Origin of the sequence: Bradyrhizobium denitrificans (genome assembly GCF_013179005.1) — a bacterium.
GTDB lineage: Bacteria > Pseudomonadota > Alphaproteobacteria > Rhizobiales > Xanthobacteraceae > Bradyrhizobium > Bradyrhizobium denitrificans.
In genome coordinates this window covers 44,725-57,784 of record NZ_JABFDP010000021.1, presented here as the reverse complement: position 1 = coordinate 57,784, position 13,060 = coordinate 44,725, and the positions used below count along the sequence as shown (strand labels likewise).

General features: G+C 65.3%; 14 protein-coding genes. 11 read left to right on the top strand and 3 right to left on the bottom strand.

Annotated features, from left to right (window positions below; translation table 11 throughout):
- Nucleotides 1-188: 188 nt before the first annotated feature.
- Nucleotides 189-1,094, bottom strand: a complete 906-nt coding sequence (locus HL671_RS23430) for a LysR family transcriptional regulator (RefSeq protein ID WP_012042629.1) — start codon at nt 1,092-1,094, stop codon at nt 189-191.
- 264 nt (nt 1,095-1,358) lie between these two features.
- Here HL671_RS23430 and HL671_RS23425 point away from each other — a divergent pair, with 264 nt between their 5' ends.
- The 11 genes from HL671_RS23425 (at nt 1,359) to HL671_RS23375 (ending at nt 12,001) form a co-directional block, all read left to right on the top strand.
- A complete protein-coding gene (locus tag HL671_RS23425) occupies nt 1,359-2,177 on the top strand; it encodes a 5-oxoprolinase subunit PxpA (protein WP_012042630.1) in 819 nt (272 codons plus the stop codon).
- 3 nt (nt 2,178-2,180) lie between these two features.
- Entirely contained in the window at nt 2,181-2,420 is a 240-nt protein-coding gene (locus tag HL671_RS23420) for an acetyl-CoA carboxylase (protein ID WP_012042631.1), read from the top strand.
- A complete protein-coding gene (locus HL671_RS23415) occupies nt 2,417-3,799 on the top strand; it encodes an acetyl-CoA carboxylase biotin carboxylase subunit (protein WP_012042632.1) in 1,383 nt (460 codons plus the stop codon). Before HL671_RS23420 ends, HL671_RS23415 begins: the two co-directional genes overlap by 4 nt.
- Entirely contained in the window at nt 3,799-4,668 is an 870-nt protein-coding gene (locus HL671_RS23410) for a 5-oxoprolinase subunit B family protein (RefSeq protein WP_012042633.1), read from the top strand. Before HL671_RS23415 ends, HL671_RS23410 begins: the two co-directional genes overlap by 1 nt.
- Entirely contained in the window at nt 4,665-5,636 is a 972-nt protein-coding gene (locus HL671_RS23405) for a 5-oxoprolinase subunit C family protein (protein ID WP_012042634.1), read from the top strand. Before HL671_RS23410 ends, HL671_RS23405 begins: the two co-directional genes overlap by 4 nt.
- Before the next feature lie 65 nt (nt 5,637-5,701).
- A complete protein-coding gene (gene torT, locus HL671_RS23400; protein ID WP_172239140.1) occupies nt 5,702-6,763 on the top strand; it encodes a TMAO reductase system periplasmic protein TorT in 1,062 nt (353 codons plus the stop codon).
- A gap of 66 nt (nt 6,764-6,829) precedes the next feature.
- Entirely contained in the window at nt 6,830-8,347 is a 1,518-nt protein-coding gene (locus HL671_RS23395) for a sugar ABC transporter ATP-binding protein (protein ID WP_172239137.1), read from the top strand.
- Nucleotides 8,344-9,390, top strand: a complete 1,047-nt coding sequence (locus HL671_RS23390; protein ID WP_172239134.1) for an ABC transporter permease — start codon at nt 8,344-8,346, stop codon at nt 9,388-9,390. Before HL671_RS23395 ends, HL671_RS23390 begins: the two co-directional genes overlap by 4 nt.
- A 77-nt stretch (nt 9,391-9,467) precedes the next feature.
- Nucleotides 9,468-10,343: an aldose 1-epimerase family protein gene (locus HL671_RS23385; protein WP_172239131.1), complete on the top strand. Its 876-nt coding sequence runs from the start codon at nt 9,468-9,470 to the stop codon at nt 10,341-10,343.
- Nucleotides 10,344-10,593: 250 nt separating this feature from the next.
- Nucleotides 10,594-10,992 (top strand): hypothetical protein, encoded by a 399-nt coding sequence (locus tag HL671_RS23380; protein ID WP_172239128.1) that lies wholly within the window; start codon nt 10,594-10,596, stop codon nt 10,990-10,992.
- 187 nt (nt 10,993-11,179) lie between these two features.
- A complete protein-coding gene (locus HL671_RS23375) occupies nt 11,180-12,001 on the top strand; it encodes an aldo/keto reductase (protein ID WP_012042640.1) in 822 nt (273 codons plus the stop codon).
- A gap of 86 nt (nt 12,002-12,087) precedes the next feature.
- Here HL671_RS23375 and HL671_RS23370 read toward each other — a convergent pair whose 3' ends face one another.
- Both HL671_RS23370 and HL671_RS23365 read right to left on the bottom strand, forming a co-directional pair.
- Nucleotides 12,088-12,321: a hypothetical protein gene (locus HL671_RS23370; RefSeq protein ID WP_012042641.1), complete on the bottom strand. Its 234-nt coding sequence runs from the start codon at nt 12,319-12,321 to the stop codon at nt 12,088-12,090.
- Nucleotides 12,322-12,465: 144 nt separating this feature from the next.
- Complete coding sequence (locus HL671_RS23365; protein WP_172239125.1) at nt 12,466-12,915, bottom strand: hypothetical protein; 450 nt, start codon at nt 12,913-12,915, stop codon at nt 12,466-12,468.
- Nucleotides 12,916-13,060 lie beyond the last annotated feature (145 nt).

Sequence of the window (13,060 nt, the reverse complement as noted above, 5' to 3'; positions counted from 1 at the left end):
GGCGCGATTTGCCTGTATCAGGTTCACGGGCCTCGGGGGTCGAGACGCGCCGCAAGGCGGCGCTCCTCGCCATGAGGGTTGAGGTCTCGTCGCGAACTGATCCCTCGTCCTGAGGCGCCCGCCACAGGCGGGGGTCTCGAAGGACGGCCAAGCAGGAGCTGTAGCTCCAGCGGTGTCGAAAGACCTGTCTACCGCAGCGTCGGAATGTAAAATGCCTGGCGGAAATAGGAGCGGAACACCTCCATGGCCGGCGTGAACTCGATATTGCGCCGCCAGGCGAGGCCGACATCCATCGCGGGCACCGGATCGCTCAGCACGATGGTCTCGATCCGCCGGCCCTCCAGCGACCAGGGCCGCAGCACCATGTCGGAGAGGATCGCGACGCCCTGGCCGTTGGCGACCATCGACCGCACGGCTTCGACCGAGGACGTCCGGAGGACGACGTTCGGTTGGAACGCCGTCTTGTTCCAGTATTTGAGCGATGTGTGCGCAGCCTCGTCGACTGTCAGCATGATGTAGGGCTCGGCGGCCACGTCCTTCAGCGAGACGGATTCCCGCTGCAGCAGCGGGTGTTTCGACGGCACCCACAGCCGCCGCCGCGAGCCGATCAAGGTCTCCATCGTGAGATCCGGGTTCTGCACGTTCGACGTCAGCAGCACCGCAACGTCGTAGCGGTTCGACAGCAGGCCTTCCTCGATCGCCTCGCGCGTCAGCTCGAACAGCTGGATGTTGAGCCGCGGATAATGCCGCTTCAGCCGCTCGAGATGGTTCGGCAGGAAGTAGCCGATCACCGTGTAGGTTGCCGCCAGCGTGAGGCTGCCTTCGACGTCGCCGGCGGGGACCCGCAGCGATGTCGCCTCCTCGACCTTGTTGAGGATGTCGTAGGCGTGAAACAGGAATTGCCGCCCGATCGGCGTCAGCTCCATGCCCTGTGGCGATCGGCTGAACAGCTCGGCGCCGACGATCTCCTCGAGCTCCTTGATCGAGGTGGTGATCGCCGATTGCGAGATCGACAGGGCCGAGGCGGCCTGGGTGATCTGGCCCTGTTCGGCGGTCGCGACGAAATAGCGGATCTGACGCAGGCTGATCGCCACGCAAAACTCCATTGAAAAATCAGAACCGTAATACATTAATATTCTTAAAAACGAAATCGAACAAAGCTTGTGCATCCTGCACTGCAAACGGGCGGCAGTATTTACGATGCAAAAACAGAGGCTTGTTCTGACACGGCGCGTAATCGCTATTCAATGGGAGATCAAAAAAACTGAAAATGGGTTTCCAACAATAATAATTTTCAATGGGAGATTGGACCCCTAACGTCCGGCTCATCGCCCGTCGCGGTTTCGCGTGATGCGGCGATGCCAGTGAGGGGAGCAGCCGTGCCGCTGAAGACTGTCGATATCAATTGCGATCTGGGCGAGGCGTTCGGCTCCTGGCGGCTGAGCGACGCCGAGGACGCCAAGCTGATGGAGCTGATCAGCTCGGCGAACATCGCTGCCGGCTTTCACGCCGGCGACCCCAACCTGATGGACACCACGGTGCGGCTCGCCACCCAGCATGGCGTCGGCATCGGGGCGCATCCCGGCTATCGCGATCTCCAGGGTTTCGGCCGCCGTCGCATCGATGGTTCGGCCGACGAGCTGATCAACGACATCGTCTACCAGGTCGGCGCTATCCGCGAATTCGCCCGCCGGCACGGCGGCACCTTGCAGCACGTCAAGCCGCATGGCGCGCTCTACATGGAGCTCGCCGCCAATGAGCAGCTGTCGCGCTCCTTCATCAAGCTGATGCGCACGGTGGCGCCGAATTCCTTCGTGTTCTGCATGGACATCTCGGTGACCTATCGCGTCGCCGTCGAAGCCGGTCAGCCCGTCATCCGCGAGTTCTATGCCGACCGCGACTACGACCGCTCCGGCTCGATCGTGTTCACCCGCCACGGCAAGAAGCTCGATCCGCAGGGCGTCGCCGACAAGGTGCTGCGCGCCTGCCAGACCGGCAAGGTCCGCACCATCGACGGCGACGATATCGACATCGCCTTCGAGTCGATCTGCTTCCACTCGGATACGCCAGGCGCCTTCGAGATCGCCAGCGCGATGCGCCAGACGCTGATCGCCAACGGCATCCGCATCGCGCCCGTCTCCGACATCGTTCCCCAGAAACCGCAGAGCGAATCCTGACCCATGAGCATCGAGATCAAGTCCCCGCTGCCTGGCGTGTTCTATCGCAAGCCCTCGCCGGAGAGCGCGCCGTTCAAGAATGATGGCGACGCGGTCGCGGCCGACGACGTGATCGGCCTCGTCGAGGTGATGAAGTCGTTCCATGAGGTCAAGGCGGGCGTCGCAGGCAAGAACATCCGCTTCAGCGTCGATGATGCCGATGCGATCATGGCGGGGCAGGTGATTGCCGAGGTCGAGGCATGACCTTGCGCTCGGTCCTGATCGCCAACCGGGGCGAGATCGCGGTGCGGATCATCCGCGCGGCGAAGGCGCTCGGCCTGCGCACCGTGCTCGCGCACAGCATCGCGGACAAGGAGTCGCTCGCCGCACAGCTCGCCGACGAGACGGTCGAGATCGGGCCGCCGGCCGCGAAGAAATCCTATCTCAACATCGAGGCCGTGGTGAACGCGGCGAAGTCGGCCAAGGTCGACGCCGTGCATCCCGGCTACGGCTTCCTGGCCGAGAATGCGGAATTCGCCGAGGCCGTCACGGCAGCCGGCATCGTCTTCGTCGGTCCGAGCGCGGAAGCGATCCGGCTGCTCGGCGACAAGGTGATGGCGCGGCAGGTCGCGGCGCTGGCCGGCGTCCCGACGGTGCCTGGCTCGGATGGTCGCGTCACCGATCTCGACGCGGCGATCACCATCGCCAACAGCATCGGTTACCCCGTGATGATCAAGGCCGCGGCCGGTGGCGGCGGGCGCGGCATCCGCATCGTCGGCGATGCCGAGGAGTTCGCGCGGCAATTCCCGCAGGCCTCGAGCGAAGCCGCGGCCGCCTTCGGCGACGGCGGACTCTATATCGAGAAGGTCATCGAGCGTGCCCGCCATGTCGAGGTGCAGATCCTCGGCGACGGCCATGATGTCGTCCACTGCTATGAGCGCGAATGCTCGCTGCAGCGGCGGCGGCAGAAGGTGTGGGAAGAGGCGCCGGCGGTCGGGCTTCCCGACGATGTCCGGCAGCGGCTCTGCGCCAGCGCCGTCGCGCTCGGCCGCGCCGTCGGCTATAGCGGCGCAGGCACAGTCGAATATCTCTACGACGACGCGACGAGCGCGTTCTACTTCATCGAGGTCAACACCCGCATCCAGGTCGAGCATCCCGTGACCGAGATGATCACCGGTATCGACCTGGTGCAGGAGATGCTGACAATCGCCGGCGGCGCCAGGCTGTCGGTCGCGCAGGACGACATCCGCATCCAGGGGCACGCCATCGAGTGCCGGATCAATGCCGAGGACCCGCACAAGGGCTTCATGCCCGCGCCCGGCACGATCGAGCGGCTCGTCGTGCCGGATGGCGAAGGCATCCGCTTCGATACACTGCTGTTCGAAGGCTATGCGGTGCCGCCGTTCTACGATTCGCTGCTCGGCAAGCTGATCGTGCGCGGCGCCGATCGCGCCGACTGCCTCGCGCGTCTGCGCACCGCTCTCGACGGTCTCGTGATCACCGGCATTCCCACGACGATTCCGCTGCATGCCGCGCTGGCGCGTGATGCCAGCGTCGCCGACGGCCGCACCCACACCCGCTTCCTCGAGCCATGGCTCGAGACCGATTTCGCGCAGCTTGCCCGCGCCAGGGAGGACGCCTGATGACCACCCGCTACTCGTTCGGGGGTGACGAGCATCTCTTCGTCGAATGCGACGAGGCGATGTCGCTCGACGCCTTCTTCAAGAGCCTGTCGATGACCAACGCGATCCGCGACGCCGCCATCAAGGGCGTCACGGAGATCTGCCCGGCCAATGCCTCGTTCCAGATCAAGTTCGATCCGGACGTGATCAAGCCGGGCGACATTCTGAAAGAGGTGCAGGGCATCGAGAGCGCGGCCGCGAAGACTGAGCCCGTCATCAAGACCCGCATCATCGAGATCCCGGTGTTCTATCAGGACCCCTGGACGCACGAGACCCTGATGCGCTTCCGCGAGCGGCACCAGGACCCGACCGCGACCGATCTCGAATATGCCGCCCGCGTCAACGGCCTCGCCGATGTCGACGCCTTCATCAAGGCGCATAGCGGCTCGCCCTGGTTCGTCTCGATGGTCGGCTTCGTCGCGGGCCTGCCGTTCATGTACCAGATGGTCGAGCGTCAGAAGCAGCTCCAGGTGCCGAAATATCTGCGGCCCCGGACCGACACGCCGAAGCTGACGATCGGCCATGGCGGCTGCTTCTCCTGCATCTATTCGGTGCGCGGCGCCGGCGGCTACCAGATGTTCGGCATCACGCCGATGCCGATCTTCGATCCCGAGCAGAGCATCTCGTATCTGCGCGACTTCATGGTGTTCTTCCGCCCCGGCGACATCGTCAAGTTCAAGCCGATCAAGCAGGACGAATATGACCACGCGCTCGGCGATGTCGCCTCCGGCCGCTTCGCGCCTGTCATTCGCGACGTCACCTTCGACTTCCGCGATTTCCAGAAGGACATGACCGGCTACAACGCCAAGCTGGAAGGAGCGCTGGCATGACCATCAAGGTGCTTCACCCGGGCCTGTCGACCACGGTGCAGGATCTCGGCCGTCCCGGCTACTTCCATCTCGGCATTCCCGTGGGCGGCGCCATGGACCGCCTCGCACTGCGCGCCGCCAATCTGCTGGTCGGCAATGACGAGGGCGCAGCCTGCCTCGAGGCCGTGTTCATCGGGCCGCAGCTGGAGTTCACGGCGCCCGCGCGCATCGCGGTGACCGGCGCTGACATGCCGATCAAGCTCGACGGCGTCGAACAACCCGGCTGGACCGCGCTCGCGGTCAAGGCCGGGCAGGTGCTCAGTTTCGACTATCTGAAGAGCGGCGCGCGCATCATCATCGCGGTCGCGGGCGGCATCGATGTGCCGCTGGCGCTCGGCAGCCGCTCGACCTATCCGATCGGTGCGCTCGGCGGCTTCAAGGGCCGGGCGATCGCGGCCGGCGACGAATTGCCCGTCGGCGCTGCGGCCAGCGGCAAGGCTGGCGCGAGTGTGCCGGAGGCCTTGCGCCGCAAGCCCGGCCATCCGGCCGAGCTGCGCGTGCTGCCGGGGCTGTACTGGCATCGCATTCTGCCGGAGTCGCAACAGAGCTTCTTCGCCGACCAGTGGAAGGTCGCGCCCGAGGCGGACCGCATGGGCTATCGCTTCCGCGGCGGCCAGGCGCTGCAATTCGTCGAGCGCGAGCAGCCGTTCGGGGCCGGCTCCGATCCGTCCAACATCGTCGACAGCTGCTATCCCTATGGCTCGATCCAGGTGCCGGGCGGCAAGGAGCCGATCATCCTGCATCGCGACGCCGTCTCCGGCGGCGGCTATTTCATGGTCGGCACGGTGATCTCGGCCGACATGGACCTGATCGGCCAGCTGCAGCCGAACATGCCGACGCGCTTCGTCGAGATCGACATGGATGGCGCGCTCGCAGCGCGCGCCGATCGCAAAGCTCTTCTGCAGAAGATCCGGGCGGCATTGGCCTGACCGCACGCGGGTGCGGGCAGGCCGGTGTCGGGTTTCCACGAGTGAGATGACAAAGGGGTAGTTCAATGAAGAGTTTGGTTCGTGTTCTCTTGGCCTCGTCGGCGCTGGTGCTGTCGGCCGGCGCCCATGCCGCCGAGTGGTATCCATACGATGCCGCCAAGATCGATCCGCCCTTCGCGGCAGACGGCAAATCGTCCGACGTGAAATATGTGCCGCTGGAGAAGGCCTCCAAGCCGTGGAAGCTGTGTGTCTCCTTTCCACACATGAAGGACGCCTATTGGCTCGGCGTGGACTACGGCGTGGCCGAAGAAAGCAAGCGCCTCGGCGTCAAGATGAACCTGGTCGAGGCCGGCGGCTACACCGAGCTCAACAAGCAGATCTCGCAGATCGAGGATTGCGTGGCATCCGGCACCGATGCGGTCATCATCGGCGCGATCTCGGCCGATGGCCTCAACAAGGTAATCGGCGAGATCGCCAAGAAGAAGATCCCGGTGATCGATCTCGTCAACGGCATCTCCTCGCCGGATATTGCCGCCAAGTCGCTGGTGTCGTTCTACACGATGGGCGCGGAGACCGGCAGCTATCTCGCCAAGAAGCATCCCGCCGGCACGCCCGAGGTCGTGGTCGGCTGGTTCCCGGGTCCGGCTGGTGCCGGCTGGGTCGAGGCCGCCAACAAGGGCTTCATGGATGCGGTGAAGGGCTCGGCGATCAAGGTGCTGGAGCCGAAATATGGCGACACCGGCAAGGAGGTGCAGGCCAAGCTGGTCGAGGACGCGCTGCAGGCGGCGCCGAACATCCGCTACGTCGCCGGCACGGCGGTCACCGCCGAAGCGGCGCAGGGCCTGATCCGCGAGCGCGGGCTGAAGGGCAAGGTGGACCTGCTGGCCTTCTACATGACGCCCGGCGTTTACGAAGGCATCAAGCGCGGCCTGATCATGGCGGCGCCGGCCGACTCCATGGTGATCCAGGGCCGCATCGCGGTCGACCAGGCGGTGCGCATCCTCGAAGGCAAGGACTACTTCAAGCATGTCGGTCCGAAGATCTTCGTGGTCGACTCCGCCAACATCGCCACCGTGCCGCAGGCGAACATCCTTCCCCCGGACGGCTTCAAGCCTGTCTTCAACTGAGCGGGGAAAGGTGCGGCTCTGCCTTTGTTCCCTGACGGGGCAGGGCCGCATCGCGGGGGGCAGATGATGAGTAGCGTTGCTGCACCGCTGGTCGAGATGACGGGAATCTCCAAGGAGTTTCCCGGCGTCAAGGCGCTCAGCGGCGTCCATCTCAAGGTCGAGCGCGGCGAGGTGCATGTGCTGTTCGGCGAGAACGGTGCCGGCAAGTCGACCTTGATCTCCATTCTCTCCGGCGTGTTCCGGCCGACGTCCGGCGCCATCCGCATCGCTGGCGACGAGGTGAGCTTCCACTCGGTGCATGATGCGGCCAAGGCCGGCATCGGCACCGTGTTCCAGGAATTCTCGCTGGTGCCGACCTTGCCGGTGTTCGAAAATCTCTATCTCGGCCGCGAGCTGATGCGCGGTCCGCTGACCGACCGCCGCGCCATGCTGGCCGGCGCGCAACGATTGTTCGCCGAGCTCGATTTCGACATCGACGTGACGCGCCCGGCGTCCAGCCTGTCGCGGGCGCAGCAGCAGATGGTCGAGATCGCCAAGGCGTTCCTCTCCAATGCGCGCGTGCTGATCCTCGACGAGCCCACGGCGTCGTTGACCGAGCGCGAGACCGAGCGGCTGTTCAGCTTCATCGGCAAGGCGGCGGCCTCCGGTGTCGGCATCATCTACATCTCGCACCGGATCCAGGAATTCCAGAAGATCGCCGACCGCATCTCGATCCTGCGCGACGGCCGGCTCATCGCCACCGTGCCGGCACGCGAGACCTCGGAGCGCGTGCTGATCGAGCTGATGACGGGGCGGGCGGTCGACCAGGTCTATCCGAAGATCGCACGCCGCGCCGATGGTCCCGTCATCATGACGCTGGAAGGCCTCCGCACCGCAGGTGTTCACGGCGCCAGTCTCGAGGTCCGCGCCGGTGAGGTGCTCGGCTGCGCCGGCCTCGTCGGCAGCGGCAAATCGCGGATCTGGCGCGCGGCGATGGGACTGCAGCCGCTGCAGTCAGGCAGGATCACGTTGAAGGGTCGTGATGTCACCGGCGCCGCAACACGGGCGCTGCTCAATGACGGCGTGTTCTTCCTGCCCTCCGACCGCAAGAGCGAGGGGCTGCAGATGACCGCGACCGCACGCGGCAATATCGAGCTCAGCCTGCTCGACCGCGCCGATGTCGCCGGTCCCCTCGGCTTCGTGCGGCCACGGCGCAGCCGTGCCCTGACGGACGCCATCGGCGACAAGGTCGGCATCGCCAGGCCCGCCATGGATCGCGCGGTCTCGAAGCTGTCCGGCGGCAACCAGCAGAAGGTGCTGTTCGGCAAGGGATTCGGCGACGACCGCGACGTCTACATCTTCGACGAGCCGACCGTCGGCGTCGACATGGGCACGCGCATGGCGCTGTACCAGCTGATCAAGGACATCGCCGAGGCCGGCAAGGCGGTGGTCGTGATCTCCTCGGATCTGCCCGAGGTGATGAACCTGTCGCACCGGCTCTTGGTGTTCGCCAAGGGGCGCATCGCGGCCGAGCTGTCCGGCAGCGCCATCGACGAAGAGAACGTCTTGAAACATTTCTTTGCTGAAACGGAGGGCTCGGCGTGAGCATGCCAACCACGACTATCGCCGAGGACACCGTTGCGCCGCGCCGCTCCAACGCGCTGCTGGCCGGCCTGCGCGCGGTATTTCTGCGCGTCGGCGTCCTGCCGTTCTTCCTGGTCGCCACCCTGATCGCGTTCTCGCTGGTGTCCAAGGAATTCCTGGCGCTGCAGAATCTCACCAATGTCGCGCGGCAGTCGGTCTATCTGATCCTGGTCTCGCTCGGCCAGATGCTGGCGCTGGTCACCGGCGGTTTCGACCTGTCGGTCGGCACGGCCATCGCGCTGACCTCGGTGGTGTCGGCGCTTGCGATGGTGACGCTGTCGCACATGCTGTCGCCGGACATGCTGTGGCTCGTGATCGTGCTCGGCTGCTGCGCCGGGCTCGCGGCCGCGCTCGTGATCGGCAGCATCAACGGGCTCGGCGTCGCCGTGTTCGGCGTCTCGCCCTTCATCATGACGCTGGGTGTGCAGTCGGTCGGGGCCGGCATCGCGCTGTTCCTCACCGGCGGCGTCCCGGTCTCCGGGGTGCCCTATGAGTTCGGCGATATCCTCGGCTTCGGTCGCGTGTTCGACATTCCCGTGCCGGTGCTGGTCGCGATCGTCGCGGCCGCCACGATCTGGCTGGTGATGAACCGGACCCGGCTCGGCAAGCACATCCAGGCGGTCGGCGGCAACGCCAAGGCGGCGAGACTGTCGGGCGTCAACACCACCAAGGTGCTGTTCATCGCCTATGCGCTGTGCGCGCTGCTCGCGTCGGTCGCGGGTCTGTTGCTGACGGCCCGCGTCGGCTCCGGCGAGACCAATCTCGGCGGCACCATTGCGCTGGAATCCATTGCGGCCTGCGTCATTGCCGGCGTCTCGCTCCATGGCGGCATCGGCCGGGTCGAGAACGTCGTGCTCGGCGGCTTCTTCATCGTGCTGCTGCAGAACGGCATGAACATCGCGCAGATCGGCTCCTACATGCAGATGGTCCTGCTGGGCTCGCTGCTGGTGCTGGCCGTCATCCTGGATCAGTTCCGCTACCGGCTCTTGGTCGGCGAGCGCTGATCGCACGGGGCAGGGGTCTGGACGTGGCCGCTGCAATCCGGCATCACCGGCGCGATCGACGAACGGGATGATGCGAGATGAGCGACGACCTCCATACGATCAGCGCCGGCGGCGTCACCGCATCGATCAAGGCCGTCGGCGCCGAACTGTGCTCGCTCAAGACGACCGCTGGATTGGAGCTGCTGTGGCAGGCCGGCCCGGCCTGGCCGCGTCATGCGCCCTGGCTGTTTCCGATCGTTGGCCGGCTGAAGGATGACCAGCTGCGCCATCGCGGCCGCACCTATCCGATGACCCAGCACGGCTTCGCCCGCGATCTGCGCTTCACCTGGCTGGAGCGGACCGCCGAATCCTGCGTGCTGCGCCTGACCGACGACGAGACGACACGGGCGCGCTACCCGTTCGCCTTCCGGCTCACCTTGACCTACCGGATCACCGCCGATCGCCTCGACATGGCGGTGGAGATCGCCAACGCTGGAGACGAGGTGCTGCCGGCCTCGTTCGGCGCGCATCCGGCATTCAACTGGCCGCTGTTGCCTGGAGAGCCGAAGGAAAGCTATCGGCTGCTGTTCGCCGAGCCGGAGCCCGCTCCCATTCGCCGCCTCGCCGGTGGGCTGATGCGCGCCGCTGCCGAGCCCTCACCGATTCGCGGCCGCGACCTGGCATTGTCCGAACGGCTGTTCGACGACGATGCCATGATCCTCGATCATCCCGTCAGCTGCTCGCTTCGCTTCATGGGCGACAAGGGGCCGGCGCTGGTCCTGGCCTGGGACGGCTTCCGAGAGCTTGGCATCTGGTCCAAGCCGGGAGGCGCTCCCTTCCTCTGCATCGAACCGTGGCGTGGCTATGCCAGCCCCGTCGGCTTCGATGGTGAGCTCTCCGACAAGCCGGGCGTGATGCAAATACCAGCCGGGGCGGCGGAGATGTTCAACTACCGAATGACCGTCGAAGAATGACGTCCCGTCCTGCTGCGAGCGCCCAGCGGCGTGCATTGCGCTAACCGTGAATTCCAGATCTGGGTCTGGAAACGGCATCTTCATGTCCTAAATGAGAGACGTCGGCTTTGCCCTGGCTATGATGCGGCAACGGCCGGCAGCCCGATGATCTTCGTCACCGACTGACAACGGCCGAACACATCATCGGGTATCGGCGATGCCGTGATCTCGAGAGGGGGCGCGCCAGCAATGGCGTGTGCGGGAGAGGGCCATGGAGCTGAGGAATCTGTTTGGCATCTTGACGTGTGCGACGCTGGTGTGCGGTACCGCCGTCTCGGCGGCTGACTATCAGCCGGGTGAGGTCTTCCGGCTCGATCTGTCCCGGGCGGTCCTGTCGCCGCGTCCTCTTGGACCCGAAGCGCATTTCGAGCCCGTTCCGATCGAGGCCAGAGTCGGATCGGCGGTTGTCGCCGCGGCTCAGGACAAGCCTGACCTGTCGCGGAACGCCGCGGCGTCGAAGCGCCGGCCCATCTTGCGGTCCGCCGAACGCCTGCGCACGGCGCGCGAAGCGATGCACCGCCGCAGCCTGCTCGACGCGCAAGCGATGGATACCCGTGTTCAAACCTGGCCTTGCCGGCCGGACAGCGGCGGCATCTGCAACTGGCGCTGAGAGCTCCATCGGTCGCGGATCGGAACCGTCTCCCGACTTCGTGATTGTCGCTGCTGCGGAGCTGCTTGAACTCGCGCAGCGACCGCGGGATGATTTCAGCGCATCCCGCCATTCACCTTGACACGCAAGGCTTGTCGCCGCCTGCCAGATCACGCCGGATCGGCGCGAAGCCTTGGCAGGAGATTCCATGGACGCAATCGACACCCAAGGCATCCGTCTTCCCAAGCTCGGGCTTGGCACGTTTCGCATGCAGGGCACGGTCTGCCGCGAGGCGGTCGAGAGCGCGCTCGCGCTCGGGTACCGTCACATCGACACCGCCGAAATGTATGCCAATGAGGATGCGATTGGCGCGGCGCTCGCGGCGGCGCAGGTGCCGCGAGCTGAATTGCACGTCACGACAAAGGTTTGGCCGGAGAACCTCGCACCCGATGCGATCCGCCGCGCGTTCGACACGAGCTTGAAGAAGCTCAGATTGGATGTCGTCGATCTCTACCTCATTCATTGGCCGGCCAAGGGGATGAACCTGCCGGCGGCGCTGGAAACGCTGATCAAGCTGAAGGATGAGGGACGCACCCGCGCGATCGGGGTTGCGAATTTCACCGTCGCGCTGCTGCGGCAGGCGATCGAGGAGATCCAGGCGCCGATCGCCTGCAATCAGGTCGAGTACCACGTCATGCTCGATCAATCGAAGCTGATGGGCTACATGGCGAGCCGATCGATTCCCTTGGTGGCCTATTGTCCGCTGGCGCAAGGCCGCGCGGCGGCCGACGCGACGCTGGCCGCGATCGGCAGCAAGCATGGCGCGAGCGCCGCCCAGGTCGCGCTGAAATGGCTGTTGGATCAGGACGGCGTAGCGGCGATTCCCAAGGCCGGCCGCAAGGAGAGTCAGCAGGCGAATTGGGACGCGATGAAAGTTCAACTGGATGATGAGGATCGCGCGACCATCGCCGCGCTTCCGAAGGACAAGCGCTTCGTCAATCCCGGCTTTGCACCTGACTGGGATCGCTGACAGCTTTTCACCGTGATCCGCACTCGAGGAGATCCGCACTCAAGCAAATGGCCCCTTGCGGGGCCATTTCGGTGTCGCCTGGTCGATCAGTAGCCGCGCTTGATGATCACGGTGCGGTCGTGATGGCGGTGATAGGGCCGGATGTCGCGGCGCATGCGGTACTCGGCACGGGACCGATCCCAGCCGTGATGGCCGCGGTCCCAGCCGTGATGATAATGATGACCGCCGCGCTTGATGATGACGGTCTCGGCACTGGCCATCGACGGAGCCGCGAGTGCGAGTGCCGTCAGCGACGCGAGTGCAAGAGCAAGTTTCTTCATGTCGTCCTCCAGATGAATTGCGCGAGGTCAACTTGAAGTGTGGCAGAACGTTCCGGAGGAACTTCCGCGAAGTTGCTGAATGCGCGTTCAGATTCCTGCTGACCGGTTCACGCGAGCCATCTCCCGGCCGCCGGGCACCGATGATCAGTCACAGCGTTTGAGGGCTGGCGTCGGCTTGCCATTGGCGACGAAGCGGGACTCGCGAATGGTGTAGCTGCCATCCTGGCCGCGATTGAACACCGAGCGTATGCCGCCATCGGTCGTCCTGACGATCCCATTCTCGCGCGTCTGGCGCGCCTTGGGCAGCACGATCGAGAGGACCAGTGTCTCATCGGGCTCGACCCGCGCGCTGGCGACTTCGTTGATATCGGACGGATCATGATCGCGGCGGTAGATCAGGTTGCCGTCCGCTGAGACCTCATAGGAGATGATGGCGCCGCGGCCTTTGACCGGCGCTGCAGTGCAGTCGGCGGCCCAGGTTCCGAGCAGCCCCCAGGAGCGCGCGACGTCGACGGCCTCGTCTGCCGCAGCGGCCGACGCGAATGATGAGGCAAGCAGGGCGATCGCCAGCAGGCGGTGAGAGCTCGAGGTCATGCGGTCTCGTGGTGATCTGCCGCGCCATCTTAATGCACCGCGTCAACGGCGCAACGACCGATCGGCAGTTTCGACGTCGGCGTGTGAACCGGATCTGACACCCTATGGTCTTGTCGGATCGGCGGACCGAGCGCATGCTGTGGCC

Excerpts from the sequence above, each read along its gene's own strand:
- HL671_RS23425 (WP_012042630.1), top strand. The coding sequence starts at position 1,359 with ATGCCAGTGAGGGGAGCAGCCGTGCCGCTGAAGACTGTCGATATCAAT.
- HL671_RS23365 (WP_172239125.1), bottom strand. The coding sequence starts at position 12,915 with ATGACCTCGAGCTCTCACCGCCTGCTGGCGATCGCCCTGCTTGCCTCA.
- HL671_RS23420 (WP_012042631.1), top strand. The coding sequence starts at position 2,181 with ATGAGCATCGAGATCAAGTCCCCGCTGCCTGGCGTGTTCTATCGCAAG.
- HL671_RS23380 (WP_172239128.1), top strand. The coding sequence starts at position 10,594 with ATGGAGCTGAGGAATCTGTTTGGCATCTTGACGTGTGCGACGCTGGTG.
- HL671_RS23370 (WP_012042641.1), bottom strand. The coding sequence starts at position 12,321 with ATGAAGAAACTTGCTCTTGCACTCGCGTCGCTGACGGCACTCGCACTC.
- HL671_RS23415 (WP_012042632.1), top strand. The coding sequence starts at position 2,417 with ATGACCTTGCGCTCGGTCCTGATCGCCAACCGGGGCGAGATCGCGGTG.
- HL671_RS23405 (WP_012042634.1), top strand. The coding sequence starts at position 4,665 with ATGACCATCAAGGTGCTTCACCCGGGCCTGTCGACCACGGTGCAGGAT.
- HL671_RS23385 (WP_172239131.1), top strand. The coding sequence starts at position 9,468 with ATGAGCGACGACCTCCATACGATCAGCGCCGGCGGCGTCACCGCATCG.
- HL671_RS23410 (WP_012042633.1), top strand. The coding sequence starts at position 3,799 with ATGACCACCCGCTACTCGTTCGGGGGTGACGAGCATCTCTTCGTCGAA.
- HL671_RS23375 (WP_012042640.1), top strand. The coding sequence starts at position 11,180 with ATGGACGCAATCGACACCCAAGGCATCCGTCTTCCCAAGCTCGGGCTT.
- torT (WP_172239140.1), top strand. The coding sequence starts at position 5,702 with ATGAAGAGTTTGGTTCGTGTTCTCTTGGCCTCGTCGGCGCTGGTGCTG.
- HL671_RS23395 (WP_172239137.1), top strand. The coding sequence starts at position 6,830 with ATGAGTAGCGTTGCTGCACCGCTGGTCGAGATGACGGGAATCTCCAAG.